This is a genomic window from Laceyella sediminis, from assembly GCF_003003125.1.
GTDB classification, from domain to species: Bacteria; Bacillota; Bacilli; order Thermoactinomycetales; family Thermoactinomycetaceae; genus Laceyella; species Laceyella tengchongensis.
The window spans coordinates 1-24,595 of sequence record NZ_PVTZ01000010.1; the positions used below are offsets into that span (position 1 = coordinate 1).

A 24,595-nucleotide genomic window follows, 5' to 3' on the forward strand; every position below is an offset into this window, starting at 1 on the left:
CCATTTTCCTAGCCACGGAGGAGCCAGTGTTGCAATTCTCCCCCCGATCAATCGAAATGCGAGCGCTCCGGCCCCCAATCCGACCAAACCAGCTAATGCACCAATTATCGCCTCTTGCGCAATACCGGAAACATCCTTATCAGCCATCCAAGCTCCAAATCCGCCAACCGCCATTCCCATCACGATCGAAATACCCACAAGGGGGTTGGTACTTAGAAAAAACAGACCCAGTCCCATACACAACAGCGCCAAAATCAAGGATAATTGCTGTTGCAGCCATTTTAGCAACTGATCAATAAAGCCGGTCGATTCTTGCACCGGGGCTTTGGGAATCTCCGCCTTCGGTACCTCAATCTTATTTTCCGGTATCTTCACTTTCGGTATTTCAATCGGGTCACTCGGTATCTCCACTTTCGGTATCTCTATCGGGTCATTACTCGGAATCGTTGGTATTTCAATGCCTTCTGCAAGCAATATCTTCTCTGTTTTTGTGTCCAACCATGTATGAGGCTGCGCTAATGCTAGATGGGGGATATTTATATGTATGATTAATAGTATTAATAGAATAGTAGGTATCTTCCACTTTCCCATAGTCAATAATATTCCTCCTTCATCTTAAACAACCTTCACTTCTGGAAAAACTATTATAGGTTCAACAAGATGACACAAGCCAATCCACAGGCAATTACAATGATATATACCCTCATTATTAAACCTTATCTACTATATCCTCCTATTTTAAAAATGCAAAACTTCCATTGATTCATCATATTTACCCCCCTTTATTACTGAAGATTACGATCATTTTCATACTAATCCCCTCTTCCTTATAAATAATGAGTAGCTATGTCTAACTGACTTCATCAGTCATCATCGTCATCATCCAGATGTTGCATAGCAAGATGCATGTATTCATTGGTTAAAAGCCATTGCTCTTCGTCCATCTGTTTCTCTTTCGCGACACCAGGCGTATTCTTCGAATCAGCGGGATTAGCTGCCATCGATTCTGTCGATTTCACCGTAGCAGAAACAAATGGCGGCGGCTCATTGCCCTCCGTAAAAAAGAACCATTTGGCAAATTGCATGAACTTGGTCTTCAACATTTCGTTGGTTTCCAATTCGCGGATCTGCTCCTTAGACAATGGGGCATAGGGAATAAACAACCCGTATTGCTCCCGATTGAGCTCCACTTCGATTCCCAGCTGAATCAAACGCATCAAATCGGCACTTTTGGGCTGATGCTTCTCCAAATAGTCAAACACGTATTGCGGCGTTTTTTTATTTAATCGGGTGTTGGGTAATTGCGTACCCGGACCGTATTTCTTCTCAACCAATGGACTTCTCCCTCCCTACAACAAAAGACCCCTTCAGAGGTCTCTATTATAACCCGTTATATCATTCCTTTTCACTATGGCGCTTGAGGAGGAATAAGCACAATCTTGCGTTTTTTCCCGTGTTCACGATGGTAGACACCGATTTTGTGATACGCCTCCGCCAGGATCCAGAACGACTGATTGGGATCAAGAAAATAGATCACGTATTCGCCAGCCATCCCTTCCCCTTGATTCAACTCCGACAAATACGGCAGAATCAGGTTGCTCGCACCCCCGATAAAGTAAGCGGACTGGCAGTTGGATACCTCATTCCACTTCCGCTTCATGTACTCATAAATGGTCTGCGCATACCTGCGCAAATGGCCATCCACGATATCTTGAATCGGCTTTGGTTTCCCTTGCACCAGAATATCTTTAACTTGGGTTGATAGCGGCGAACCTTTCCTTGAAGCCAGGATATGATCAGCCAACTGCTTTCTCGATTCAAAGGTGACATTGTACTTGGAATATATGCTGTCCAGAATGGAATCCAGCGTCTTGTTAATGCCCAGTTTCTGCTCCCCTTTGGACCGTTCGTTGTCCGTCTTCCCACCAGCCAAAATCACCGCACAATCCAGGGTTCCGCCTCCGTTGTCCAAAATCATGTAGTTCCCTTCCGTCCCCGGTAGCGGTTTGTAGCCGCCAAAGGCATCGGTCGTCAGTTCCAGATTCGCTGCCTGCCCCTCTGAGCTTAACTTCACATCAAACACTTCAAGATGCACTTCAACGTGGCGATAGGGGGAAGCCGTTTCCAAAAACGTCACCTTATGCACACCATTGGTGATCTTCTGTTTAAATTGCTTGCGCAGCTCTTTGTTTTTGAACTCACTGATCGGTAATCCGCCACTTAAGCAATATGTGGCGAAGCAAACGCCATCTTTCACCGCAAAATGCTTCACTGCATCAACTGCCAATGCCGTCAGAAACACGATGAATGACTGATCTTCGTTAGCCTTTATTGAGCCGGGGGAGATTTCTCTCCGTTCATCCTGTTGCCTCGCGGCTAACTGGCCAACGGCGAGAGTTCCCCATTTCCGGTTCAGAGCCGGTGAATCAATTTTTACGCGCAGACCTTCTAGAATGTCATTCTCTTGCTCCAGCACATCATCGAATGACATTTCGGCAATAACATTGGGAAAGACAAAGCGGGACTTTTCACTGCCAAAGATGCAGTTGACTTCGGTATTTCCAATATCAATGGCGGCCGATCGTCCACGAAGGGTGATGACCGGACGACCATCTTGGCCGATAAACTGCTTTTCAATGGCTGGATGGCTTTGTGTCAAATGTTGTGCAGTTTCCAATGCACATGCTCCTTTCTGTTTTTTCTGACACCCATATTGTATTACTAAAAGTATTACTTTTCAATTATTTTTTATGACTTTTTGTATTACACTTTGATTTTTTGTGTGAAATAAGAACAGGCTTGAAGTGGAAGCAACCCACCTCAAGCCTTCTCTTCTTGTTGATTCAATTTCACAATTGGCAGCAAATCATTCAGCGTGCACTCCAGTTCTATGCACAGTTTCAGGGCATGTCCTAACGGCAATTCTTCTATTTTCCCATTTGCCATCTTATTGATGAAGGGATGGTTCACATCAATGATGCGTGCGATTTGGCGTTGGCTGTACCCTTTTTTCTCTAACAGATCAGCCAGACGAAAAAGAAAAGTGTGATCTTTGTATGGCTCAGGATAAATTTTTCCCGCAACTTCTTTAGTGTATCGATATTCCATTGTCTAGCTCCTCTTCATAACATGTCATTCTTAAATTAACACATAAAAGGGAGCCAATGCCAGGATTGTGACCCTTTTCTGAAAATGATGTTGTATATCTTTAATTAACATGGTAATATAAAGTTATCATTATGAATGGAGGTGATTACATGCGCTTTATCGCCGATCCACCTTGGAGCTAAACAAATAGCGCCTTACCGGGTTTGGTAAGGCGTCCAACATCAGGGCTACAACCTTATGCTCTTGTATCGTTGGGCGGATACATGCTCAATTTGCGCCCATGATAGTCAATTTTTACTTCTGATGGAGAGATAGGCACTTGGGACCATAACCATGCAGCAATCGCTTTTGCGTCATTGTATCGCCCAAAGAAATACCGCCCTGCATATTCAAACATGGCCCCTTGGACTTCAAGGCTGTTATCTTCGCAAAAATCACAAAAAAATTCGACCGCAATGGGAGGAAAGCCGGAGACTAGACCAAGCTGGTAATGATACTCACGTGAGGGAATATCAACACCATTGATCTTAGCAGAAAACTCTCTGCACATCGCGATCGAACGAAAAAAAACGATGGCTTTTGGGAGTTCTACGTGAGGGTACCGCTTTAGCCAAAAGATTTCCGGATGTGTTCTGGAAACAATTAATGCCGGTTTCAAGCCTGCTATAAAGGCATCGATGTCCGTCACATGATCACAACCATTCATTTTTTAATTGGAGGGAGTTACATGTTTAAACCATGGCTACATCGCCGTTTCGTACTTAATCCATTCTCGGTGGTTGCGTTGAATGGTGGTTTGGGTGAAAGCGTTTCATTCTTCTGGGGATCAAGCAATGACGACCAAGATGAAGACGGCGGTCGAGTCATCTACCGCTGGAAGTGCAGATTTTGCTGGGAAGAATACAAAGACACGAACAACGACGGCCACGCTCCCGATTGCGAAGTGTGCCATAACAAGATGAAATTTTATGAGAAGATGTATACCTAATCATCTTCAACGGCAAACGAAAAGACCCCTTCCTGGTTGAAGGGAAGGAGCTTCAATTAGTCATGATTAAGGCGGGACGAGTGAAGTCGTCCTTTTTTATTTTCTCTAAAGGTTACCCACTGATTTTCAATCCATTATGGATTCAGCTAAAAACTGTATGTGAACTTCAGCCATTTTAAGTATTTTCATTAAAACAAAAAAAACAAAACGATCTGTGAACCGTAATGGTGCAAAAATGCCAGGAGGTTCACGGACCATTAATATAAAAAAGCCCAGCAAATTGCTAGGCTATCAACTTTGATTAATCTTCCCACAAAAAAGTACACTAATTTTTATTTATAAACATTGCATTCAACTCATCAATTAAAAAATATACAATCGCAATTATTGTAGTGAAAATATAAAATTGTTCCAGATCATTTTGACCAATTGAAATAATAGCACTTCCAATCAAACCAGAAATAACATAGAGAATAAACTTAACAATATACCTTGTAACACCTTTTATTTTTTTAGTTATAAAATCAAAAAATATTGATACCATTAATCCATAACCAAAAATACCAATAAAAGAAAAAAAACTTGCAATGGCTAAAAAAAACATAAATTCACTCGTCGTAGATTCAATAATTACATAAGAATAACCTAATAAAAACAAAATCCAAGTGAACAATGCACTTAATAACTTTCGGTATATTTTATTATTTGTTAATGATAACTTCACTTTAACCCGCTCTTTTCTTATAAAGCCTGGCTATGCCAGGCTTTTTTATTGTATATATGGATAAAGCTTATTAATTGTATCATTTGAAACTGAACCTGTACCTCCTAAAATATAAAAATTATTAAAACCAATCATAACCAGTTCTTGTATCACCTGTGAATTTTGGCCATTTATAAGCCGACAGCGAAGGATTAAGTACTTTTACAGCTGGAATGAAAATTTGGTATCTTAACAAATGACCGTATCCTAAAATTGTATTAGAAGCAGAACTAGTACTAATGGTTTTCTGTTTATTAGATTTAACTGTATAGTCTCCATTAGTAGTAACCTCTTTAGTCAGAGTATTTGATACATAATATAAGTTCTCTTCATCTTTTTTAGTTATAGGTACTTTCATTTGTTTTAGTTTAGCTTTTTTTCTTTTTTTCTCTTGCTCACTAATCTTTGTTTTCCCGATAATTTCATAAATGTACTTTTTATTAGCCGTTACACTATTATCTACATATTCAGTGCCTTTAACTTCACCAATTATTTTTTTATCCCTATATACTTCATAAGTTTGATCATCATCAGGAACTCCAAACCAGCTTAATTTCACTTCATTTTTCCTAATAATTGTAATCAGATTGGAATCTTTTAGAGGATTATCTTTATATTGTTTTTTATCTTCTTCTGAACGTAATGTTGAGGTTTCAATCACTGCTTCATCGACAATCTTATCCCCATCATAAGCTTTAATTTTTAATCTTTGAGGAGTATCACTTCCCAAATTAGATAGTTGAACATCATTTTTTTTCGAAGCTTTGAACAAACCGGTTTGTACATTTAACTGCTTATAAATTTTTTCGTCTTTAAACACTTTAATTGTATTCCCCACCGAATTAAAACTCACATCAACACTATTATTAGTTGATTCAACCCTAATATCCAACTTTTCATTTGCTGATCCTAATTGTGTTGACAGTAAAACACCAGTAATTGTAATAGGCATAATAGATAATAACAATAATTTCTTAGTGTTTTTCTTCAACCAATTTACCTCCTAAAATACTATTTTTTAAAAATCTTATTATAAAATATCATAAAAGATGTTTATTTACCATTACTTTTTTGAAAATAGAGGGGAACTTTATAAAGTATATACCCTATAGAAAAGAGGTGACCCTGCAATTGGTTACCCCTTTTCTTCTAATGAAATCAACTTAGTAAATAGTAAAGCATCACTCAGTATATCCCATCAGTTTCTTCAATCGTTGCATACGTAGTGTCTCTCTGCGTTTGTTCCCACCGCATGCTTGACATCGAACACCTCTCCTGAAATCAGGCAAGCGAATATAAGAGACTTTTCCACAAGAACATTGGTACTTAAACGGTTTGAGCATTCCCTCATACTGGCTTAAGAGCTTGCAGCCTTCCTTATTCAATTCCAGCTCTACTTGTTCTTGTGTCAATCTTGAATCTTCGATCCAGCACTGTTTGCACCTTTTTCCTGAATCAAACTGATTCCATGATGTTGACCACGCATGACCTCTAGGACAAATCACAGGCACTTTGGTTTGGTTGTTGATGTAGTGGTCAGTTTGAATCGTGTAACCTTCCGCTTCCAGTGCCGTTTTAAACTTTGCAAACATTTCCGCGCGGTGCTCTTCGCGGGGTTTGTTTTTGCGAGTTGGCTTTTTGGTTTTAGCGGCTTTTTGTATGCCCATTTCATAGCACTGCCGGCATCTTTTTCCCTGTCGGATGTTGTCCCAAGTGGCTCGCCACTCATGCCCGTGGGAGCATTGCATCTCCAACTTCGTGCGATTGTTGACATACTCTGACGACTTTACTATATAGCCTTCTTTCGCCAATAGCGATTTGATCTCTTCTAACTTTCGTTCACGAAACGCCTGATCATATTTCCCTGTTTTCTTTGGCATGTTGTTTCTCCCCTCGTGCTGTCTTTAAAATACAGGATTTCAGGGGCCTAGTACAGCTTTGCTTCTTGGTATCGTTTGTGAACTACCTATCCTTCATTCGTTTCTACTGGATCGCCAATAATTGTATTGACATCGACCATGTCGCGAATGTTTTCCATAGCGGTTTTCATTAAGTTTTGAATTGGATGCTCAGACATTTAGCGTACTCTTCCTTTCCGCATATGAACTAGTAATCGTTTAATGGCAATGATAGCATGCCCGATCCTAAACCGGATTATGCCATTGACATGCATATCCCACACCTTCGCATGGAATTCGGGATCGACTGCGATCTGCGGCTGATGCCGGCACTTGACCTTTGAACAGAACCACCCGATGAGGGTCGATTTGACGGCCCACACCATCCCGGTCAAAATGCCAGCTTCTGCCGCATCCCCCGTACCAATGCGCGACTTCCAAACCAGTCTTTCACAGGTAATTTTGCTCGAAAACCAACGAAGAATTTGGTGAAAACCCGTTACATTCCGCACAATCTCTTTGTATGCCCTGTTTAATCTCTTCAAAAGGCGTGTGTTTACCTTCACTTCCGAATTTTGTTGCTCCGCACTCCCATTTCCGATCATCTTGTCCAAGCCGGATCGGGTATTTACTTTCACGCCTTGATTCAAGCCTTTCCACTGTATTTGCGGAATGGCAATACGATACCGAATCAAGCCCCGCCATGCGGTAAGGATGATCTCGCCCCGGTCATCTCCATGTTCGCGTTTATACACCAATTCAACGCGGAGTGCGGTAAACCAGATGATGACCAATAAAGCAATCAACAAGCCCAAAACAAGCAGCCCAAAAAACAACAACCCCACCACCTGCCATTATTCGGTATTTTTTGCAGGAAAGTGGGGATGTATACACTGCGCCGCGCAATTTCCACGGGCTTGGTCACCAAATCCAGATCAAGCGGAACCCGGGAAACGCGGAAAACTGCTGTTTTCCACATCATTGGAATATTGCCGAATGATTGCTAAGATCTCATCCGCTTCATCTGCTTGAATGATTTTTTGGATGTTTTCTTCCCGTGACAACAAGTTAGACAACTCTGCCAATGCTTTTAAATGGGAGTGATTATCGACAGCGGCCAATACGATGATCAAATGCACCTCTTTTCCTCTATCAAAAGAAACACTCTCTTTCAAGCGCAACAAACTCATTGACAACTGGTTAACCCCTGATCCAGGCCTGGCATGCGTGATCGCCACATGTGGTGTCAACACGACATAAGGGCCCCATTGCTCGATGATTTTAATCATTGCTTGAATATAGTGTTCTTCAATATATTTTAACTGGAGTAATGGAAGAGACGCGATTCGCACCGCCTCCTTCCAATGGGATACAAAATCTTTGAGCACGATGGTTTCTCTGGTGATCAATTGATGTAACAAATTAAAAGCTCCTTTCCGCTCCATTCTAAAAAGAAATTAAAAAATATATTACTGTATATTTTTATTTATCAAAAGAATTATTTTATGTTAATGCAATAAATATCAACTAAATATGTTGCCAAAGTATATATTTACACCATTGATCTCCGCACATCAATTTACTTAAATATTCTATCAATTGGTCGTTTTCCCTGCTTGCTTTCCTACGGATCATTCCTTTCTTTTTTTATCATTTTTTATTCCGCCAATCCATTTCTTTATAAATGAAGATCTATAATATCACTCGCTTTTTATTATAAATCAACCATGTCATTTGCCAATCTTACAAAAAAAGAACAAATCTGTATTCCCGCCATCCTTCCCGTTTAAAACAAAAAAAGTGCCCGAAGGCACTTTTTTAAACAAACGTTGAGCGTTGCTATTTAACTTTCATTTACGGTTTCTAACACAGGTTGCTCTTCCGCTTCCATCTCAGCATCCGGTTGAATGACGTCGGTATCCACGCCCAACCGCTCAAACAGGTCTTGCCGCTCTTGCTCCCATTCTTGCCAATCAAAAATGGAATCAGCGGGAGGAAGTTCATCAATATGGTTAAGTCCAAAATAATCGAGGAATTCACGGGAAGTCCCGTACAATATTGGTCTGCCCGCTCCTTCCGCTCGGCCCACTTCACGAATCAACCCTTTTCTTTGCAACACCTGAACCACCCGATCACTTTTCACCCCGCGAATCTCTTCAATCTCCGCGCGCATGATCGGTTGGCGGTAGGCGATGATAGCCAGCGTTTCCAACGCCGCCCGCGACAATTGTGACCGATTGGGGGCTTGCGCCAATTTTTCAAAATAAGCAGCATGTTCGGGCAATGTAGTCATTTGGTATACTTGTGCCACTTTCATGATTTGCACGCCCCGCTGTTGCTCTTTCCAATCCACTCGCATGTCGTGGATGAGCAATTCCACATCCTTTTTGGACATTCCAGTCACATCCGCAATTTCTTTCAAGCTGAGACCGTCTTCCCCCGCAGCAAAGAGAAGTCCTTCAATAACGGCTTTCATCTCTTGGCTCACGTTTGGCTTCCCCCCACTTCTAACCGCTCAATCAAGATTTCCCCAAACAGCGAATGCTGCCGGCAGATGATTTTTTTCATTTTCATCAATTCTAGTAAAGCCAAAAAGGTAGTGATCACTCGCTCTTTCGTCAACGTGTCCCACTTTAACATCTTCGTAAAGAAAAGTTGCCCCTGTTCCAACAGTTCATTATATATTTCATCCATGCGGGCACTGACGGAAATCTCCTCCCGAGCTACTTTGGTCATCGGCTCGGGAGGTTTGCGATTTTTGAGGGCATCGACAAACGCTTGCAACAGATCATCCGGAGTAAGGCCTTCGACTGGGTTGGCTTCCTGCGTGTAAGAGGAAAGGTCCATCGCCGGTCGGGAATACACTTTGCTACGCTCTTCTTCCCGTTCTCGCAACACTTCGCCCAACCGCTTGTACCGCTTATACTCCAACAAACGCTCCACCAATTCAGTCCGCGGGTCTACCATCCATTCCTCTTCATCGTAAGTGAAATCTTCTTCCAACACTTCTTCTTGCCGCGGCAAGAGCATCCGGCTTTTGATCGCCAGCAACGTGGCCGCCATCACTAAAAACTCACTGGCTACCTCCAATTCAAGCTCTTGCGCTTCATACAAGACCTGCATGTACTGTTCTGTAATCTGCGCGATGGGAACTTGATAAATATCAACTTCCGCTTTTTCAATGAGATGTAGCAACAAATCCAATGGCCCTTCAAATAGGTCCAGCTTGATTTTTACATCATGCGCCATGCCTTTTCCTCTTTCTGTTAGCCGTTGATTTGCCGCATCAGATTGGCCATTTCGATCGCGCTGACGGCCGCTTCCGCTCCTTTGTTCCCCGCTTTGGTTCCGGCCCGCTCAATAGCTTGTTCAATCGTCTCCGTCGTCACTACCCCAAACACGACCGGAAGTTGGTGACGCTGGCTTACTTGTGACACACCTTTGGAGACTTCGTTGCACACATAATCATAATGGCTGGTCGCCCCCCGGATAACACAGCCCAGCGTGATGATGGCGTCATACCGATGGGTGGCAGCCATTTGGTCAGCGATCAACGGGATTTCAAATGCGCCCGGCACCCAGGCCACGGAGATCTGTTCATCCTCCGCCCCGTGGCGCTTCAATGTGTCGATGGCACCTTCCAACAGTTTAGCAGTGATAAAGTCATTGAAGCGGCTGACAACAATGCCAAATCTTAACCCTTGGGCAACCAACTTTCCTTCATATACGTGTGGCATCTTACCATTCCTCCTCAGCATTCACAAGGGCAACAAGTGTCCCATTTTCTCTTTTTTAGTCATCATGTAATTGCGGTTTTCTTTCCGAGGTGGAAAAACGATTGGCACCACTTCGGACACTTCCAAGCCGTAACCTTTCAAACCTGTGATTTTGCGGGGATTATTGGTCATCAGACGCATACGCCGAACGCCCAAATCGCGCAAGATTTGCGCCCCAATGCCATATTCCCGCAGATCCGGTTGGAATCCAAGCTTTACATTGGCTTCCACGGTGTCCAACCCTTCTTCCTGCAACTTATACGCTTTGAGCTTGTTGATGAGACCAATGCCGCGTCCTTCTTGGCGCATGTACAGCAAGACGCCTTTGCCTTCTTCGGCGATTCGTTGGAGTGCGGCGTGCAGTTGTGGCCCACAATCGCATCGATGCGAACCGAACACATCCCCGGTCAAACATTCAGAGTGCACCCGCACCAAGGTCGGCTCTTCCGGATCAAGCTCTCCCTTGACAAAAGCAACATGCTCCTTGCCATCCACCTCGTTGGTGTACCCAACCACCGTAAACTCGCCAAACTCCGTCGGCAAGTGGATCGACACTTCTCGTTTGATCAGCGTCTCTGTGCGGCGGCGATATTTGATCAACTCTTGGATGGTGATCATCTTCAACCCAAACCGCTGGGCGATTTCCGACAACTCGGGCACGCGAGCCATGGTGCCATCTTCGTTGATAACTTCACAAATCACTCCCGCAGGATAGGCACCGCACAATTTAGCCAAGTCCACCGCCGCTTCCGTATGTCCCGCCCGTCTCAACACGCCTCCTGGACGTGCGACCAGTGGGAAAATGTGGCCCGGCCTACGAAAATGTTGCGGTTTAGCGTCAGGATCGATCAGTTGGCGGATCGTGTCGGCCCGTTCAAAGGCGGAGATGCCCGTCGTCGTATTGTGTGCATCCACCGAAACCGTAAACGCGGTGCCATGCCGGTCGGTGTTGTGCGTAACCATAGGCGGCAAATCCAACGCTTGCGCCCGCTCTTCCAACAATGGAACGCACACCAAGCCGCGACCATGCGTGATCATGAAATTGACCGTCTCCGGCTTGATCCGATCGGCTAACGCCACAAAATCCCCTTCATTTTCCCTATCTTCGTCATCAACTACGATAATGACCCGGCCTTGTTTCAATTCAACCAGCGCTTCTTCAATCGTGTGAAACATGTTCGCTTCCCCCTTTGTCAACCGAGAAACCCGGCTTCCTTTAGTCTGTCCAATGACAAGCCATCCGGCGCGGCAGCAGCAGGTTTGCCTTTTACCCATTTAGCCAAATACTTGCCGATCATGTCGCACTCGATGTTAACCTGATCGCCCGGTTTCCCTTGTTGCAACTGGGTGTGGTGCAATGTGTGCGGGATGATCGAAACAGTAAACGCATTCGCTTCCACATCGACCAACGTCAGGCTGATCCCATTGACCGCAATCGAGCCTTTGGGAATCATGTAATCTGTGAGAGCGGGGTCCACTTGAATGCGAAAGACCACTGCATTGGCCATGGGCGTAATCGATTGAATCACGCCCACCCCGTCAACGTGCCCTTGCACGAAGTGGCCTCCCAATCGGTCTCCTACTGCCAGCGCCCGTTCCAGATTGACCGGGGTTCCAGTCTGCAACTGACTCAGGTTGGTTCGTTTGACGGTTTCCGGCATCACATCAGCGCAGAAAGTGTCCGCGCTCATACGGGTCACTGTCAAACAAACGCCGTTGACGGCGATGCTGTCCCCCAACTCAGTCCCTTGGAGCACGCGGTCGGCCTGAATGGTCAACTCCATCGCCGCCGGTTGCTTCTTCACATGTATCACTCGGCCCACTTCTTCAATGATTCCTGTAAACACAGCCATCCTCCTCCGACATCATGCATGAAGATAACCTGTGACGCAGATGTCTTGGTCAAATTGCGCGACACGCACATCCCGAAGCGAAAGAGATGATTGCATAAGGGAAGGATTTTCCCCCTCAAAGGAAGTGGGGCTATCCTGGCCGCCCAACAATTTTGGCGCGATAAACGCAACCACTTTTTGCACCAATCCTTGCCGTAAAAATGCGGCGTTGACCGTGCCGCCACCTTCGATCATCAGCGACAAGATCCCTTCCTTCCCCAAAATATCAAGCATCTTTTCCAAATCAACTTGCGGCGCCGCACCTGTCGAAATGACGCGCACCCCCTTGGCGAGAAGGAGCTGTTCACGCTCCCGATCCCGTGCATCGGTTGTAAAAATCCAAGTTGGTGCTTCGTCAACCTTTGTAATGGCTGCATCCAACGGGGTTTGTAGGTGACTATCCAATACCACGCGCACAGGATGATTTCCGCCTGGAACCAGCCGAGCTGTCAATCGGGGATCATCGCATAGCACAGTCCGGATTCCCACCAAAATGGCATCATGCCGGTGACGCATCACGTGCACATGTTCACGAGCAGCTTCGCCCGTAATCCAGCGGCTATCTCCCGTCACGGTGGCGATTTTGCCATCCAAGGTCATCGCCGTCTTCAAAGTGACAAACGGCTTGCCCGTTCGGCGGTGGAAAAAATATGCTTCATTCAGCGCTTGGCATTCTGCCGCCAACACCCCTTCGATCACCTCGATTCCGGCCTCGCGAAGCCGGGCGATCCCCCGTCCCTGCACATTTTCATCCGGATCGGTCGTTCCGATCACCACACGCCGAACTCCCGCAGCGATCAACTTGTCCGTACATGGCGGTGTTCGACCAGTATGATTGCAGGGTTCCAATGTGACATAAATGGTGCTCCCTTCTGCTTCACGGCCAGCCATGTTGATTGCGTGCACCTCTGCATGTTCCGTTCCTGCTTTCAGATGAGAGCCCATTCCAACCATTTTGCCGTTTTTCACAACGACCGCGCCCACCATGGGATTGGGGGAAGTCTGGCCGGTTGCGGCTCCTGCCAAATCCAACGCCAATCTCATCCAATCTTCATGCGCTTTCACCTTTTCACCCCCCCTTTGAATAAAAAACCCCGCTTCCCAGTTTGCACAAGGAATCGGGGCAATTGTCAGAAAGAAGCAGGTTCATGTACGTATACAAAATTTAGCATAGCAAAATAAACCTTTAGAAGAGCTTTTTTTAAAAAACTCCCCAAAGGGTACACGACACCTGTTCATCCTTCTCCCATCCAGACTATACTGTCGGCTCCGGAATTTCACCGAATCCACCGCACGCGTGCGGGTCACGGGCTGAGGGGCCAAATTGCCCCATCACCGCCGGTCGGGATTTTCACCCTGCCCCGAAGGATGCAAATAAAACAGATTTAATTTTCCATTTTGAACGAGAAAAATCGTTCATAAGTGATTGTATCAAAAAGAACGGCAACTGGCGAGATGCGGAAATAAATTTTTCCACTTCTTTGATTCTGGCATCTTCCAATTGCACTAATTTCATGCGGACAAATACAAAAAAACCGGTGCTCATGAACCCCGTTCATGAATACCGGTTTGTTCGCCAACCCTAACCTAATTCACCATCGGATTTGCAGGCAACCCCGCGTCCTTCAAACTCCGTTTCCAAGGCCAACCGCCTTGCATGCAGAGGTAACTAATTACAGAGAAATAAACGGAAATGATGGTGGTGTGTACCAACGCCGCCACCAGCTGCCCACCGGTCTTAATCGTGATGATCCCGGTCAGCGCCTGCAACGTAATCAGGACAAACGCCATCCAACCGCCCCGCACATAATCCTGCCGATCGCGAAACGCCTTCAAAATCACTATCAAGAAAAGCAAACTGAACAGCCACATGGAATATGCCCCATACCGGTGCAACATGTGAATTCCCGCCAACGAAGTGAAATCAGGTAGCAAGGTCGTTCCGCAACCGGGGAACGAATACCCGCATCCCATTGTGGCATCAGCATGGCGCACCAGTGCCCCAGTGTACACGATCACATACGTCCAAGCAGCCAAGCCCCATGTGGCAATCTTCATCCCTTTGCTGATGGGTCGTTCGCCTTTCACACTTGATTGTTGCGGCAACTGGAACAACGTCACTGTCAACAAAATCACACTGGCAAATGAAATCAGCGAAAAGCCGAAGTGCAGGGCAAGGGCAAATTTCTTAGCGAACTCGCCTTCAAACACAACGGTCAACGCCCCCAGTCCGCCTTGCAACACCACAAAAAAGAGACTCATAAAGCCCAACGTTTTGACGCGCATATTGTCTTTAAACATTATCCAAGACCATACGGTCAAGATCAAAATCAGCAACCCGTCGATGCCCGAAACAACACGGTGGCTTAATTCAATCAGGGTGCTGATCGGCATCGATTCGGGAATCAATTGTCCATGGCAGAAAGGCCAAGAGTTTCCGCAACCTTTACCCGATTCTGTCTTACTGACGATAGCGCCCATTAATAGCATGATATAAGCGCCGACCGAGGTGACCACCGCCAGCGCCCGCAAGATTCGAAGCTGTTTCATGCGCATCCTCCTCCATCCACTCCACATCATAACACACTCTGTTCCATCCGCGGAAATCTTGTCAACGAATCGGCACAATCCGCTCACAATATAGGATGGTCTTGTCAAGTGGAAGAGGAACTATCTTCAATGCGGTATATTTTCGCAACCCGCAATTTCGGCAACACGAAGTATCACCGAATTGAATAATCAGCAGTCAACCACCGCTCGCGCAAAATGGATATGTTCAAATGCGCGGTAACCATCTGTCCGGCCCTGGAAATAACGTTCTTCAATGTCAGTTGGGGGCAAGTTCTCTTCGAGGCGCAAGCCGATGTGGGCCAGCTCCTTGGCAAGCGTAGCCGGGTCAAACCCTGTTTTCATCGGCTCTCCTACTCGACTCACTGCCTCTTGCATTCGCTTCACGCGAACGGAAGCCCGTTTAGTGTCAAAGGCGTTTAGATCCAAATAATCAAAAACGATCCAACTACCTGTTGCGGCAATATCGGCAAATGAGCGCAAGGTGTCAAACACGGTCTCTCTGTCAAGATAATAAGTCACACCTAGCCAACTAAAAAAACTTCGTAACTGGGGATCAAACGCTGTACGACAAAGCGCATCCGCCAGTTTTTCAGCAGTGAAATCTACTGGAACGAAATGTAATTGCGGCGGTTGCTCCCAGTCCAATTCGGCCAGGCGACGCCGCTTAAATGCTTGTGTGGCGGGATGATCAACTTCAAACACGTGGATCTGCTCCAACATGTCCGGCCGCCGAAACGCAAACGTGTCGAGGCCTGCCCCGAGGATGACATACTGCCGTGCACCCTGGTGGACGACCAACTCCAAGCTGTCCTCGGCATGTTTTGAGCGACTGAGGCTGATGGCGTTATGACTTTGCATCACCCATCGTAAGGCACTGGCTTGATCCTGGCAATCAGCGACCTTCTCCGGGGCGAAGTGCGGAAGGGACTGAGCCAGATGGGCTCCCAATTCGGAAAACGCTTCATCGGTAAACCACTGACGAGCTAGAAAATCATCAAATATCTTAGGGGAATCATACATGGCGTGGTATGCGCGGCCATAGGCGGAAATGAGTGCGGTCAAACTAACGCGAGGTTCTTTTTCCATCATTGTTTATCCTCCTCTTGCACGGTTGCTGATAAATTATGAGAGATCAGCTTTCATTATCATCATATTACGCAAGAGGATAAATAGTCAATAAATTTTTTATTATATCACATTTTATTATATTTGTCAAGTGCTATTTTTCGACACCACTCGCCTCAGACTTTGGTAATCGCCGTCTGCTCAACCTATCTTACGACAGACGGCGATTATCAAAAGTCGTCATAGCCAACGATACTCTTTTTTCAGTTGACCCAAGTCAATATCAGCGTATTTATCTGGATGAATCACAATCCGCACCGTGGGAGAAACGCGTTGCTGCTCATGCTGAAGTGAAATGATAATGATGCGAATCAAATCCACTTCGCGAATGCCGATCCCCGCTCTCCCCGTACCAAGCAACGGCACATTGACTGGGTGCCCCTCGCAAAGTTCTCGCGCCTTGGCCCATAAGCCTTTTAACGCATCCCACAAGATGTGCATGTCCATGTAGGGAAGCCCGCTGGGGTCATCCATCATGCTGGAGGCGACAATCAGATACTTTCCTTCGCCAAATACGACGGGCAAAGTGGTGCCGATGGGATAACTGCGCCCTTTGGCTTCAAGTAGCTCATCAACCAACCATCCCACTTCTTTATATCTGTCGAAATCGGCTTGGAAAATCTGCCGCGCCAATTGCACATCCAAAGAGTTGGCAAGGGGGCTGGCTGCAAAATAAAAATAGTTATTGCTTGGAATCACATTAAACCCCTCTTGGGCCAATAAGTCGCCAAACTTGATGACTACTTGGCTCGTTCCCACTCTGATGTTAATTTCCTCTGGGCGAATCATCTGAACCACACCGATGCACAGGCTGATTAGCAACAGGAGCAGAAACGGCCCGATGCCTTGCAACAGTTGCGAAATCGGCAAAAAATACGAAGAGATTTCAATCAATGTCCACATCGTTGCCAATGGAACGAACACCGACGCTAAAAACCGGCCCGGATTGTGTATGATGTCGTGCCATACGACACTCAATTTGATCGATACTGGCCGGAGCTTCTTTTTTACCGAAGAATTCAGTTTAGTCACCCCAAAATAAATCTCTCCTATCCAATTCTCACTATATCGCAAATGGCAAACGCTCACAATCTTCACATCCGGATTTCGTTTTAATACCATCCGCGTTATTTTCCGGGAAACGGAACAAGCTATGAACCAACGAACCATTACAGCCATGAGAGGAGAGTTGGGCATGATTAAGCGAATCGCCACTGTCACCATATACGTTGAAGACCAGGATCAAGCATTGCGCTTCTGGACCGAGCAGGTTGGCTTCACGGTACACGCCGACCATCCGATGGGGCCGAGCGGGCGTTGGATCGAAGTGGGGCCAGCCGGTGCCGAAACCAAGTTGGTGCTTTATCCCCGCGCACTGATGACTCATTGGGCCAAGTTAAAACCTTCCCTTGTCTTTCTCTGCGACGACATCGAGTCCACCTATCAACGCATGAAGGAAAACGGGGTGGTATTCCAAGGTGAGCCCAACAAAATGCCGTATGGTACATTCGCCGTCTTCAAAGACCTGGATGGCTATGAATATGTGTTAAAAGGATAATCCATTAAAACAAGGCAATGCGGCACCGCATTGCCTTGTTTTAAACAACCATTTTCGCCACTATCACCGCCGCGATCGCCCCGATGATCACCAGCATCGTATGCATTCGGAAATAGGCCAAAACCACAGCCACACCGCCACCGATCAACCCGATAACCGGGTTTTTATCAATCAATAACACCCCTGGGAAGATCAATGCTCCCAATGCTGCATAAGGGATGTTCTTTAGCAATCGGTCCACAAAGCCGGGGATCACCATCCTGTCCATGACCCATGCTGGCAACAAACGCGGGACCATCGTCACTAAAGACATTCCGAGAATGATCCACCATGCACTCACGCTTTCTCCCCCTTTCCCGCAAACAAGGCGCTAGCTGCCAACGTCGCCAAAATGATCGACCAACCGGACGCCAACCCAAGTAGCTCCGTGCCCAACGCATTTATTAGCATGGCAGTGCCAGCGATCATGACCACCTTGCGCTCCCGTCTCATCTCCGGGATTAACAAGCTGATGAACATCGCATACAAGGCGATGGACATGCTATTACCGATGTCGGGGGGGATAAACTGGTACAACATGCCGCCCAACAGAGTACCTCCCACCCAAGCCAAATAAGCAGATAACATGATTCCGGCCAAAAAAACGGGGTGGTTTCTTCCCGACAGGGTGGCCACGGCAAAGGATTCATCCGTCACCCCAAGCGACAACGCCCCTTTCCAGGCTGGGCGAACACCCTTCAATAAATTTATCAGAGAAAGTCCCAACACTACATGGCGCAAATTGATGACCAGCGTGGCTAGAATGATTTCCAATCCCCCTGCCCCCGTCGCCAACATATTGACGGCCATAAATTGGCTGGCGCCGGCATACACCAATATCGACATCAATGCCGTATCCCACAGACTGAGTTCCACCTGTCGCGCCATCACGCCAAAAGCGATAGCAATGGGTATGTAGCCGACGGCAATCGGCAAAGCAACTTGAATCCCTGTCCAAAACTGCGCTGCATGTGGCCTTGTTTCTCGCCCTTCCGACGCTCTCACTCGATCACCTTCTTCAAATCATTCGACAAGCGAAATTTTTTTGGTTTTCATTAACTATAGGCTGTTCCAAAAATGACGTCAATCATTTTCATAAATAAAAAATCCTTGCGGACAAAACGCAAGAATCCTATGTCATTCCCTCCCCAGCGTCACGCCTCATTGGGTGCTTGATAAATCCCATGTTTCCAGATTTCAAAGAGGTCCTCGATCTCCGCCAACATGTTCTCAATCATGGACATGCCCAAATCCGGCTCAGCCAACAACCGCTGGCGCCATTTGTCGGTTACTGCTTCTAGACAAAACACCAACAACTCTTTCACCCGCTCGCGCGGCATGTCTTGGCGAAAACGAGAGAAGTCAATCCCTTCCCATAACAGTTGCTGATACACCTTCCAAGTCTTTTCCTGCCATTGTCGGATCTCAATGGCCACCTCTTCCGGCACGGGCGCGTACGCGGTGAGCAGAAAGCGGTATTCCAACGGATGGTTTTGCAACAGCCGCCATTTCATGCGTCCGATTTGCAACAAGCGCTCAAAAATATCGGCGCTCAAATCTTCTTTGGGCGGAACACTCGCGGCCGTCACCCGAGTCACGCAATAATGGAAAGTAGACAAAAAGAGCCCTTTCTTATTACCAAAATAATGAAACAAGAGCCCTTTGGAAATATTCGCTTCCTGCACAATCTGATTAGTCGATGCCCGCTCGTACCCTTTGTCGGCAAATTCCCTCACTGTTACTTCAAATATCTTTTCCCGTTTGTCGTCTGGGATCTTCTGATATGCTTCCACTGCGTTCCTCCAAAATTTATAGACCATATGGTCAACCGATTGATTTCATTTTTCTATTCTACCTTGGGCAAAACGCATGGGCAACAATCCATCGAAAAAGGCGTTTCCCTTCGTAACAACGAAAGGCCTTGGCAAGACATTTCCGTCCTGTCAAGACCTTCGTTTGCCGTATTGCTCCAAAATGAGCCGGATCGCTTTGCAGGTGATGGGCGCACCCCGTTCCACATCATCAAACTCCTTCATTTTACCCACATCACCCATCCCGATGATAAGCGGAACGGGAATTTTGTTCAGTATCTCTACCGTATCTCCAAAAATCCGTAGCGGTTGATCACGCTTCGCCTTCCCGTACTTGTCGACTCCATGCCCGACCAAATTACCATACCGATCCAACGCAAAGTGAACAGGCGTTCCCTTGGAGTGATGGCAATTGGAAGCGACGGCAATCGCCCCCAACACTTCAATGTCAGGATGCGTCGCGACATCGCGCAGGGCCTGCTCTCCTTGGCCCTCTGAGCCGTTGCCGCAGTCGTCGAACATGACTAGCACGGGATCATGTGGCGCTTGTTTAATCAAGCTAACCAATTCAGAACCGGTGAGGGGGGTGGGGTTTCCCGCCGAGCGAGAAATGCAACGTCCGCCCAACCGTTGCGCCGCAACTTCCAGCGCTCGCCTGGCGACATGATCCCCGTCGGTAACCAGAATCACCTGTCTCTTGGACATGCGCGTCAACCTACGAGCCCGGTTGCGGCCTCTTGCAACGCTTCACGAATCGGCGCATTGCCAAAGAACCCAGCGAGCGGAGCCACTCCCGCTCCATCTATCAGACTCAGCCCATAGGCGCAAGACAGATCCATAGGCAAACGTCCGTTGACACAGATCAATCCCCCCGCTAAAAAAGCGACCCGATACGAACCCATTTACCTCGCCCCCTCCTCTTACACAACTCCTATTGAAGCGATAGATATCCTTCTCCAGCTCTTTCACTTCATCAAAAAACTAGCCACTGCAAAAGTGATCCGGCCATTTTTCCTAAAACCATGGCGATTAGCAGAAAGGTCAACTGATCTTGCACCCGTAACCGTTTGGCTAGAATTGGGATCACATTGACGACTTCCGTCAACGCCGCCGCCAACAGACCCACAAACGCGCCCATCAACGCCCCAAGCACACTGATACACCAATCGGGCAAACGAAAACCGATGTTCAAAAGATCAATCCCCGTAAAGAAAAGAACGCCGCTAATGACCGACCATTCATAGACAGAAACATAGGCATATGTTCGAGTTAATTGAGCCAAACGAGGGACGATATCCAACACAGTGATAAAGGCCGCAAAGCCGCCGCCCACGGCAATTCCACCGGCAAAGCCGAGAAAAATGAACAACGCGTCTGCCAAGCCGGTCATGAAAAATCCACTTCTTGCTTCTCATCATTGATCATGTACTGGTCAATCGTTTCCTGATACTGAAACGTCTCCAATTCCAGCGGGCTCGGCTCTTCGTTGAACTTCCTCTGAAATAAGCGATTGAAAAAAAGCATCATTCCCACACCAATGCCAATCGAATAGGGAATTTGCAGAAGCAGAGGCTTTTTCACATGCTGCCCCGTCAACAAAAATACAATCCGTTCATGTACAGCTGCCATACTCACATCCGTATGGAAGTTCATGATGGCCAAGCCTGAACCTGCAAACAATACGAGGGAGACAAGCATCACATATAAAAAACGCGGCCGTTTGTCAGACAATTTCACCTCGACCAGCATCTGATGAGGCCCCACTTGTTGCACTTCTATCATAGGAAACTTTTTTTGCACCAACTGAATGATGTCAATCACATCGATGACAAGGTAATTGCCGTGGCCTAACTGGGGGACGCACACAGGCGTGTTCCCCACTTCTGGCGGAATCCCTTCCCCTGTCAGCCGGCACAGATCCTTGATGGTGAGCGGTTGCCCTGGAGTGGCCATCACCTTTTTCTTCAGACGAAGATAAAGCATGGGCTTCATGGGCAAGTTCCTTTCCGCTGTGGTGATTATCCCTAGTATGCTTCAATTGGCGGCCGAATATAAAAAAGCACCTGAACATGACAGGTGCTGGCAGTGGCAAAGGGGGTTCCTAGCCCACGTTCCACGTTTATTTTTCATGTTTCAAATCGAGCTCTTCACGCATGCGAGCAATAATCTTCTTTTCCAATCGGGAAACTTGCACTTGGGAAATGCCCAGCCGCTCGGCAACCTCGGACTGGGTTTGATCCTTATAGTAACGAAGGTAAACGATCAACTTCTCCCTCTCTGACAAACGATGAATCGCATCTTTCAATGTCAGCTTGTCAAACCAGGTCGTCACCGGCTCATCCGCGATTTGATCCATCAAGGTGATCGGATCCCCGTCATTTTCATACACCGTTTCATGAATAGAGGCCGGTGCGCGATTCGCCTCTTGTGCAAAGACGATTTCTTCCGGCTCGACACCCATCGCCTTGGCGATTTCTTGAATGGTAGGCACACGATTGAAGCGTTTGGAAAGTTCGTCTTTCGTTTTGCGGATCTTGTTGGCCATCTCTTTTAGCGAACGGCTTACTTTCACCATGCCATCATCGCGCAAAAAGCGCTGAATTTCCCCGATGATCATCGGTACGGCATAAGTGGAGAACTTCACTTCATAATTGAGATCGAACTTGTCGATTGCTTTCAACAGGCCGATGCAACCGATTTGAAACAAATCTTCCGCCTCATAACCACGGTTCAAAAAACGTTGGACAACCGACCACACCAGCCGAATGTTGTGGCGAATCAGTTTATTGCGGGACTCCATATCCCCTTCCTGGCTCGCCTGGATCAGCTGTTTTACTTCATCATCGGAGAGGTGGGGGTGCCTGCTGTTACGCACATCCGCTTCCATCGGCATCCCTCAATTGGCCATCGTCTGATGACGACTTTTTAGATGTTTCACCATGTGCACCGTCGTGCCATGGCCCGGTTTCGAATGGATCAACACTTCGTCCATGAAATTCTCCATGATGGTGAAGCCCATGCCTGAACGCTCCAGATCCGGCTTCGACGTGTACAGGGGTTGACGGGCCATGTTGACATCGGCAATCCCCACCCCCTGATCGGAAATCGTGATGCTGATCCGCTTTCCCTCTATCTCGGAACGGACATAAATCGTGCCATCTCCCTTTTCCTCATAGCCATGGATCACCGCATTGGTGACGGCCTCAGACACCACCGTTTTAATGTCTGTCAACTCTTCCACCGTCGGATCGAGCTGCGACACGAACGAAGCCACCGCAATGCGAGCAAATGCCTCATTCTCCGACTTGCTGGCAAAACGGAGCTCCATAAAGTTTTTTCCCACTTCTTTCATGACGCCACCCCACAAGCCTTAATCGCGCTGCGCTCATCTTCATGCGTAGGCAAAATCTTGAACAAACCCGACATCTCCATCAAACGGTGCACCGAAGGGCGGATGGCGCAAAGCATCATTTTGCCCCCCAACTGTGTCACCTTTTTATACCTGCCTAGAATCACACCCAAACCGGAACTGTCCATAAATTCGAGATCAGCCAAATTCAACACCAGATGGGAGAATCCCCCCTGAGCCAATTCATCCTCTATCGAGCGCCGCACCTGCTCTGACGCATGATGATCCAATTCTCCCCGCAACCGGACAATCAAGATATCACGATCATGTTTTACTTGAATATGTAAACTCATCAGTTATGCTCTCCTCCCTTTTTTAACCCTATTGTTCTACGAATTTCCTTTTTGTTCCTTCCCCCGCCCGAAATAACAAAAAAATCGGGAATTCCCGACAAACAAGTCAAAAATCCCCGATTTCTTTCACTCTGTTTCTTGCAGTTGCTCAGGCAAATGCAACACTTCTCCAAGCACTTGCTTGACCGAAGTCCACCAGCTAGCCCGCCGAATCTCCACCGAGCTTACCAGCTCCAGCTCCTGTACCGGGCGACCATCTTTCACCAGTTGCATCTTGCCCAAAACTTGCCCCTGTTTGATTGGGGCTTGCAGCGAACGCCACATCCACTTTTTCTGATAACTGTTTGGATCTTCCCCTTTTTTCATCAAAATGGAGATCGGGCGTTTGGCTTTGATCACCAATGTCCGCGGGTCCCCTTTATCAATTTTTTTCACTGCTATGACATCCCCTTGTTTGTAAAGAGGGTGGGACACGTACTGGTTGAAGGCGTAATCGAACATGCCCGCTACTTCGGCATTGCGGGTTTTGGCGTCGGGTTCACCCATGACCACCGAGACGAGGCGCATGCCGTTCCGCTTGGCTGTCGCCGCCAAACAAAACTTCGCTTCTGACGTGTAGCCGGTCTTCAAACCGTCAACTCCTTGGTAATAACGCACAAGCTTGTTGGTGTTCACCAACCAAAAAGGCTTTTTGGAACCTTGGCGCAAATAATCTTGATAGATTCCAGTGAACTTGGTGATGAGCGGATATTTTAAGATCTCACGTGAGAGCAGGGCGATATCGTAAGCGGAAGAGTAATGATTGTTCGCTGGCAGTCCGTTGGCATTTTGGAATTGGGTGTTTTTCATCCCCAATTGGAGGGCGCGCTGGTTCATCATGCGCACAAAATTGGTTTCGGTACCACCCAGAAACTCTGCCAAAGCGACGGACGCATCATTGGCAGAAGCGATTGCAACTCCTTTTAGCATGTCATGCACACTCATCTGTTCGCCCGGTTCAAGAAAGATTTGCGTTCCCCCCATCGACGCGGCGTGTTCGCTAACCCGAACGGGGTCTTTCAATGAGATTTTCCCCTGATCAATCGCCTCCACCACCAAAAGCATAGTCATCAGTTTGGTGATACTGGCAGGAGGAAGAGGTTGGTGGGGATTTTTCGCAAACAGCACTTTTCCCGTTCCCGCATCCATCAAAACGGCAGACACTGCTTGCGGAGCCAGATCTTGTTCTTCCGCAGCGTGAGTCTGTCCGGTGCGCGTAAATAAGCCCGCACCTAAGAAAAGGCCGGCCAACACGATTCGGCTGAACTTTTTCAGCATCGGATTTCCCTCCTATATCTTCCGGTGTTTTTTAGTCTGCCTCCTTC

General features: G+C 47.0%; 32 protein-coding genes, 1 pseudogene and 1 riboswitch. Of the genes and pseudogenes, 2 read left to right on the forward strand and 31 right to left on the reverse strand.

What is annotated here, in order from left to right; all coding sequences use genetic code 11:
* The 5 genes from CLV36_RS12040 to CLV36_RS12060 all read right to left on the reverse strand — a co-directional run.
* The coding region (locus CLV36_RS12040; protein WP_146130636.1) for a hypothetical protein at window positions 1-498 on the reverse strand (498 nt) is incomplete at its 3' end.
* A gap of 365 nt (window positions 499-863) precedes the next feature.
* Entirely contained in the window at window positions 864-1,334 is a 471-nt protein-coding gene (locus CLV36_RS12045) for a hypothetical protein (RefSeq protein WP_022736254.1), read from the reverse strand.
* A 74-nt stretch (window positions 1,335-1,408) separates the two neighbouring features.
* Complete coding sequence (locus tag CLV36_RS12050; protein ID WP_106342815.1) at window positions 1,409-2,677, reverse strand: ParM/StbA family protein; 1,269 nt, start codon at window positions 2,675-2,677, stop codon at window positions 1,409-1,411.
* 143 nt (window positions 2,678-2,820) lie between these two features.
* The gene (locus tag CLV36_RS12055; RefSeq protein ID WP_106342816.1) at window positions 2,821-3,108 is read right to left on the reverse strand and encodes a helix-turn-helix domain-containing protein; all 288 of its coding nucleotides are present in this window, start codon (window positions 3,106-3,108) and stop codon (window positions 2,821-2,823) included.
* 235 nt (window positions 3,109-3,343) lie between these two features.
* Entirely contained in the window at window positions 3,344-3,796 is a 453-nt protein-coding gene (locus tag CLV36_RS12060; RefSeq protein ID WP_106342817.1) for a hypothetical protein, read from the reverse strand.
* Between the two features lie 39 nt (window positions 3,797-3,835).
* On the opposite strand from CLV36_RS12060, the gene CLV36_RS12065 reads away from it, so the two are divergent.
* Window positions 3,836-4,096, forward strand: coding sequence for a hypothetical protein (locus CLV36_RS12065; protein WP_102992195.1), 261 nt, complete (start codon window positions 3,836-3,838; stop codon window positions 4,094-4,096).
* 325 nt (window positions 4,097-4,421) lie between these two features.
* On the opposite strand, the gene CLV36_RS12070 is transcribed toward CLV36_RS12065, so the two are convergent.
* The 15 genes and pseudogenes from CLV36_RS12070 to CLV36_RS12140 form a co-directional block, all read right to left on the reverse strand.
* Window positions 4,422-4,820: a hypothetical protein gene (locus tag CLV36_RS12070; RefSeq protein ID WP_022736249.1), complete on the reverse strand. Its 399-nt coding sequence runs from the start codon at window positions 4,818-4,820 to the stop codon at window positions 4,422-4,424.
* A gap of 121 nt (window positions 4,821-4,941) precedes the next feature.
* Window positions 4,942-5,850: a hypothetical protein gene (locus tag CLV36_RS12075; RefSeq protein WP_106342818.1), complete on the reverse strand. Its 909-nt coding sequence runs from the start codon at window positions 5,848-5,850 to the stop codon at window positions 4,942-4,944.
* 190 nt (window positions 5,851-6,040) lie between these two features.
* Window positions 6,041-6,739 (reverse strand): hypothetical protein, encoded by a 699-nt coding sequence (locus tag CLV36_RS12080; protein ID WP_106342819.1) that lies wholly within the window; start codon window positions 6,737-6,739, stop codon window positions 6,041-6,043.
* Window positions 6,740-6,828: 89 nt separating this feature from the next.
* Window positions 6,829-6,936: pseudogene (locus CLV36_RS12085) on the reverse strand (sporulation protein YtfJ); the annotation flags it as partial.
* Window positions 6,937-7,593 (reverse strand): DUF2953 domain-containing protein, encoded by a 657-nt coding sequence (locus CLV36_RS12090; protein ID WP_106342820.1) that lies wholly within the window; start codon window positions 7,591-7,593, stop codon window positions 6,937-6,939.
* Between the two features lie 99 nt (window positions 7,594-7,692).
* The gene (locus CLV36_RS12095; RefSeq protein ID WP_106342821.1) at window positions 7,693-8,178 is read right to left on the reverse strand and encodes a PTS sugar transporter subunit IIA; all 486 of its coding nucleotides are present in this window, start codon (window positions 8,176-8,178) and stop codon (window positions 7,693-7,695) included.
* Between the two features lie 422 nt (window positions 8,179-8,600).
* A complete protein-coding gene (gene scpB / locus CLV36_RS12100) occupies window positions 8,601-9,233 on the reverse strand; it encodes an SMC-Scp complex subunit ScpB (RefSeq protein ID WP_106342898.1) in 633 nt (210 codons plus the stop codon).
* Between the two features lie 8 nt (window positions 9,234-9,241).
* Complete coding sequence (locus tag CLV36_RS12105) at window positions 9,242-10,006, reverse strand: segregation and condensation protein A (RefSeq protein WP_106342822.1); 765 nt, start codon at window positions 10,004-10,006, stop codon at window positions 9,242-9,244.
* A gap of 17 nt (window positions 10,007-10,023) precedes the next feature.
* Complete coding sequence (gene ribH / locus CLV36_RS12110) at window positions 10,024-10,494, reverse strand: 6,7-dimethyl-8-ribityllumazine synthase (protein WP_106342823.1); 471 nt, start codon at window positions 10,492-10,494, stop codon at window positions 10,024-10,026.
* Between the two features lie 21 nt (window positions 10,495-10,515).
* Window positions 10,516-11,709 carry a bifunctional 3,4-dihydroxy-2-butanone-4-phosphate synthase/GTP cyclohydrolase II gene (locus CLV36_RS12115; RefSeq protein ID WP_106342824.1) on the reverse strand — a complete coding sequence of 398 codons (1,194 nt, stop codon included), beginning with the start codon at window positions 11,707-11,709 and terminating at the stop codon, window positions 10,516-10,518.
* Between the two features lie 17 nt (window positions 11,710-11,726).
* Complete coding sequence (gene ribE / locus CLV36_RS12120) at window positions 11,727-12,380, reverse strand: riboflavin synthase (protein ID WP_106342825.1); 654 nt, start codon at window positions 12,378-12,380, stop codon at window positions 11,727-11,729.
* 18 nt (window positions 12,381-12,398) lie between these two features.
* The gene (gene ribD, locus CLV36_RS12125; RefSeq protein WP_106342826.1) at window positions 12,399-13,490 is read right to left on the reverse strand and encodes a bifunctional diaminohydroxyphosphoribosylaminopyrimidine deaminase/5-amino-6-(5-phosphoribosylamino)uracil reductase RibD; all 1,092 of its coding nucleotides are present in this window, start codon (window positions 13,488-13,490) and stop codon (window positions 12,399-12,401) included.
* 169 nt (window positions 13,491-13,659) lie between these two features.
* Window positions 13,660-13,798: riboswitch (FMN riboswitch) on the reverse strand.
* A gap of 214 nt (window positions 13,799-14,012) precedes the next feature.
* Window positions 14,013-14,975, reverse strand: a complete 963-nt coding sequence (locus CLV36_RS12130; RefSeq protein WP_181353015.1) for a COX15/CtaA family protein — start codon at window positions 14,973-14,975, stop codon at window positions 14,013-14,015.
* A 189-nt stretch (window positions 14,976-15,164) separates the two neighbouring features.
* Window positions 15,165-16,085 (reverse strand): class I SAM-dependent methyltransferase, encoded by a 921-nt coding sequence (locus CLV36_RS12135; RefSeq protein WP_245888357.1) that lies wholly within the window; start codon window positions 16,083-16,085, stop codon window positions 15,165-15,167.
* A gap of 216 nt (window positions 16,086-16,301) precedes the next feature.
* Window positions 16,302-17,153, reverse strand: a complete 852-nt coding sequence (locus CLV36_RS12140; protein ID WP_123827428.1) for a macro domain-containing protein — start codon at window positions 17,151-17,153, stop codon at window positions 16,302-16,304.
* Between the two features lie 163 nt (window positions 17,154-17,316).
* Here CLV36_RS12140 and CLV36_RS12145 point away from each other — a divergent pair, with 163 nt between their 5' ends.
* Entirely contained in the window at window positions 17,317-17,679 is a 363-nt protein-coding gene (locus tag CLV36_RS12145; protein WP_106342828.1) for a VOC family protein, read from the forward strand.
* Between the two features lie 40 nt (window positions 17,680-17,719).
* On the opposite strand, the gene CLV36_RS12150 is transcribed toward CLV36_RS12145, so the two are convergent.
* The 11 genes from CLV36_RS12150 to CLV36_RS12200 all read right to left on the reverse strand — a co-directional run bounded on the left by CLV36_RS12150 (window position 17,720) and on the right by CLV36_RS12200 (window position 24,548).
* Entirely contained in the window at window positions 17,720-18,019 is a 300-nt protein-coding gene (locus CLV36_RS12150; RefSeq protein WP_083464793.1) for an AzlD domain-containing protein, read from the reverse strand.
* The gene (locus CLV36_RS12155) at window positions 18,016-18,723 is read right to left on the reverse strand and encodes an AzlC family ABC transporter permease (RefSeq protein ID WP_245888358.1); all 708 of its coding nucleotides are present in this window, start codon (window positions 18,721-18,723) and stop codon (window positions 18,016-18,018) included. Before CLV36_RS12155 ends, CLV36_RS12150 begins: the two co-directional genes overlap by 4 nt.
* 149 nt (window positions 18,724-18,872) lie before the next feature.
* Window positions 18,873-19,511, reverse strand: a complete 639-nt coding sequence (locus tag CLV36_RS12160; RefSeq protein WP_054095380.1) for a TetR/AcrR family transcriptional regulator — start codon at window positions 19,509-19,511, stop codon at window positions 18,873-18,875.
* A gap of 150 nt (window positions 19,512-19,661) precedes the next feature.
* A complete protein-coding gene (gene spoVAEA, locus CLV36_RS12165; RefSeq protein ID WP_022736229.1) occupies window positions 19,662-20,234 on the reverse strand; it encodes a stage V sporulation protein SpoVABEA in 573 nt (190 codons plus the stop codon).
* A 5-nt stretch (window positions 20,235-20,239) separates the two neighbouring features.
* The gene (locus CLV36_RS12170; RefSeq protein WP_106342829.1) at window positions 20,240-20,431 is read right to left on the reverse strand and encodes a hypothetical protein; all 192 of its coding nucleotides are present in this window, start codon (window positions 20,429-20,431) and stop codon (window positions 20,240-20,242) included.
* 71 nt (window positions 20,432-20,502) lie between these two features.
* A complete protein-coding gene (locus CLV36_RS12175; RefSeq protein WP_106342830.1) occupies window positions 20,503-20,919 on the reverse strand; it encodes a stage V sporulation protein AB in 417 nt (138 codons plus the stop codon).
* Window positions 20,916-21,521, reverse strand: coding sequence for a stage V sporulation protein AA (locus CLV36_RS12180; protein WP_106342831.1), 606 nt, complete (start codon window positions 21,519-21,521; stop codon window positions 20,916-20,918). The genes CLV36_RS12175 and CLV36_RS12180 overlap by 4 nt, the downstream gene beginning before the upstream one ends.
* A gap of 127 nt (window positions 21,522-21,648) precedes the next feature.
* A complete protein-coding gene (gene sigF / locus CLV36_RS12185; protein ID WP_106342832.1) occupies window positions 21,649-22,416 on the reverse strand; it encodes an RNA polymerase sporulation sigma factor SigF in 768 nt (255 codons plus the stop codon).
* 9 nt (window positions 22,417-22,425) lie between these two features.
* A complete protein-coding gene (spoIIAB, locus tag CLV36_RS12190) occupies window positions 22,426-22,881 on the reverse strand; it encodes an anti-sigma F factor (RefSeq protein ID WP_106342833.1) in 456 nt (151 codons plus the stop codon).
* Entirely contained in the window at window positions 22,878-23,231 is a 354-nt protein-coding gene (gene spoIIAA / locus CLV36_RS12195; RefSeq protein WP_106342834.1) for an anti-sigma F factor antagonist, read from the reverse strand. The genes spoIIAB and spoIIAA overlap by 4 nt, the downstream gene beginning before the upstream one ends.
* A 126-nt stretch (window positions 23,232-23,357) precedes the next feature.
* Entirely contained in the window at window positions 23,358-24,548 is a 1,191-nt protein-coding gene (locus CLV36_RS12200) for a D-alanyl-D-alanine carboxypeptidase family protein (RefSeq protein ID WP_106342835.1), read from the reverse strand.
* Window positions 24,549-24,595: the final 47 nt, after the last annotated feature.

Coding starts and splice junctions, on each gene's coding strand:
- CLV36_RS12055 (WP_106342816.1), bottom strand. CDS start 3,108: ATGGAATATCGATACACTAAAGAAGTTGCGGGAAAAATTTATCCTGAG.
- CLV36_RS12065 (WP_102992195.1), top strand. CDS start 3,836: ATGTTTAAACCATGGCTACATCGCCGTTTCGTACTTAATCCATTCTCG.
- CLV36_RS12080 (WP_106342819.1), bottom strand. CDS start 6,739: ATGCCAAAGAAAACAGGGAAATATGATCAGGCGTTTCGTGAACGAAAG.
- scpB (WP_106342898.1), bottom strand. CDS start 9,233: ATGAAAGCCGTTATTGAAGGACTTCTCTTTGCTGCGGGGGAAGACGGT.
- CLV36_RS12105 (WP_106342822.1), bottom strand. CDS start 10,006: ATGGCGCATGATGTAAAAATCAAGCTGGACCTATTTGAAGGGCCATTG.
- ribH (WP_106342823.1), bottom strand. CDS start 10,494: ATGCCACACGTATATGAAGGAAAGTTGGTTGCCCAAGGGTTAAGATTT.
- CLV36_RS12115 (WP_106342824.1), bottom strand. CDS start 11,709: ATGTTTCACACGATTGAAGAAGCGCTGGTTGAATTGAAACAAGGCCGG.
- CLV36_RS12130 (WP_181353015.1), bottom strand. CDS start 14,975: ATGAAACAGCTTCGAATCTTGCGGGCGCTGGCGGTGGTCACCTCGGTC.
- CLV36_RS12135 (WP_245888357.1), bottom strand. CDS start 16,085: ATGATGGAAAAAGAACCTCGCGTTAGTTTGACCGCACTCATTTCCGCC.
- CLV36_RS12145 (WP_106342828.1), top strand. CDS start 17,317: ATGATTAAGCGAATCGCCACTGTCACCATATACGTTGAAGACCAGGAT.
- spoVAEA (WP_022736229.1), bottom strand. CDS start 20,234: ATGTCCAAGAGACAGGTGATTCTGGTTACCGACGGGGATCATGTCGCC.
- CLV36_RS12170 (WP_106342829.1), bottom strand. CDS start 20,431: ATGGGTTCGTATCGGGTCGCTTTTTTAGCGGGGGGATTGATCTGTGTC.
- CLV36_RS12175 (WP_106342830.1), bottom strand. CDS start 20,919: ATGACCGGCTTGGCAGACGCGTTGTTCATTTTTCTCGGCTTTGCCGGT.
- CLV36_RS12180 (WP_106342831.1), bottom strand. CDS start 21,521: ATGAAGCCCATGCTTTATCTTCGTCTGAAGAAAAAGGTGATGGCCACT.
- sigF (WP_106342832.1), bottom strand. CDS start 22,416: ATGGAAGCGGATGTGCGTAACAGCAGGCACCCCCACCTCTCCGATGAT.
- spoIIAB (WP_106342833.1), bottom strand. CDS start 22,881: ATGAAAGAAGTGGGAAAAAACTTTATGGAGCTCCGTTTTGCCAGCAAG.
- spoIIAA (WP_106342834.1), bottom strand. CDS start 23,231: ATGAGTTTACATATTCAAGTAAAACATGATCGTGATATCTTGATTGTC.
- CLV36_RS12200 (WP_106342835.1), bottom strand. CDS start 24,548: ATGCTGAAAAAGTTCAGCCGAATCGTGTTGGCCGGCCTTTTCTTAGGT.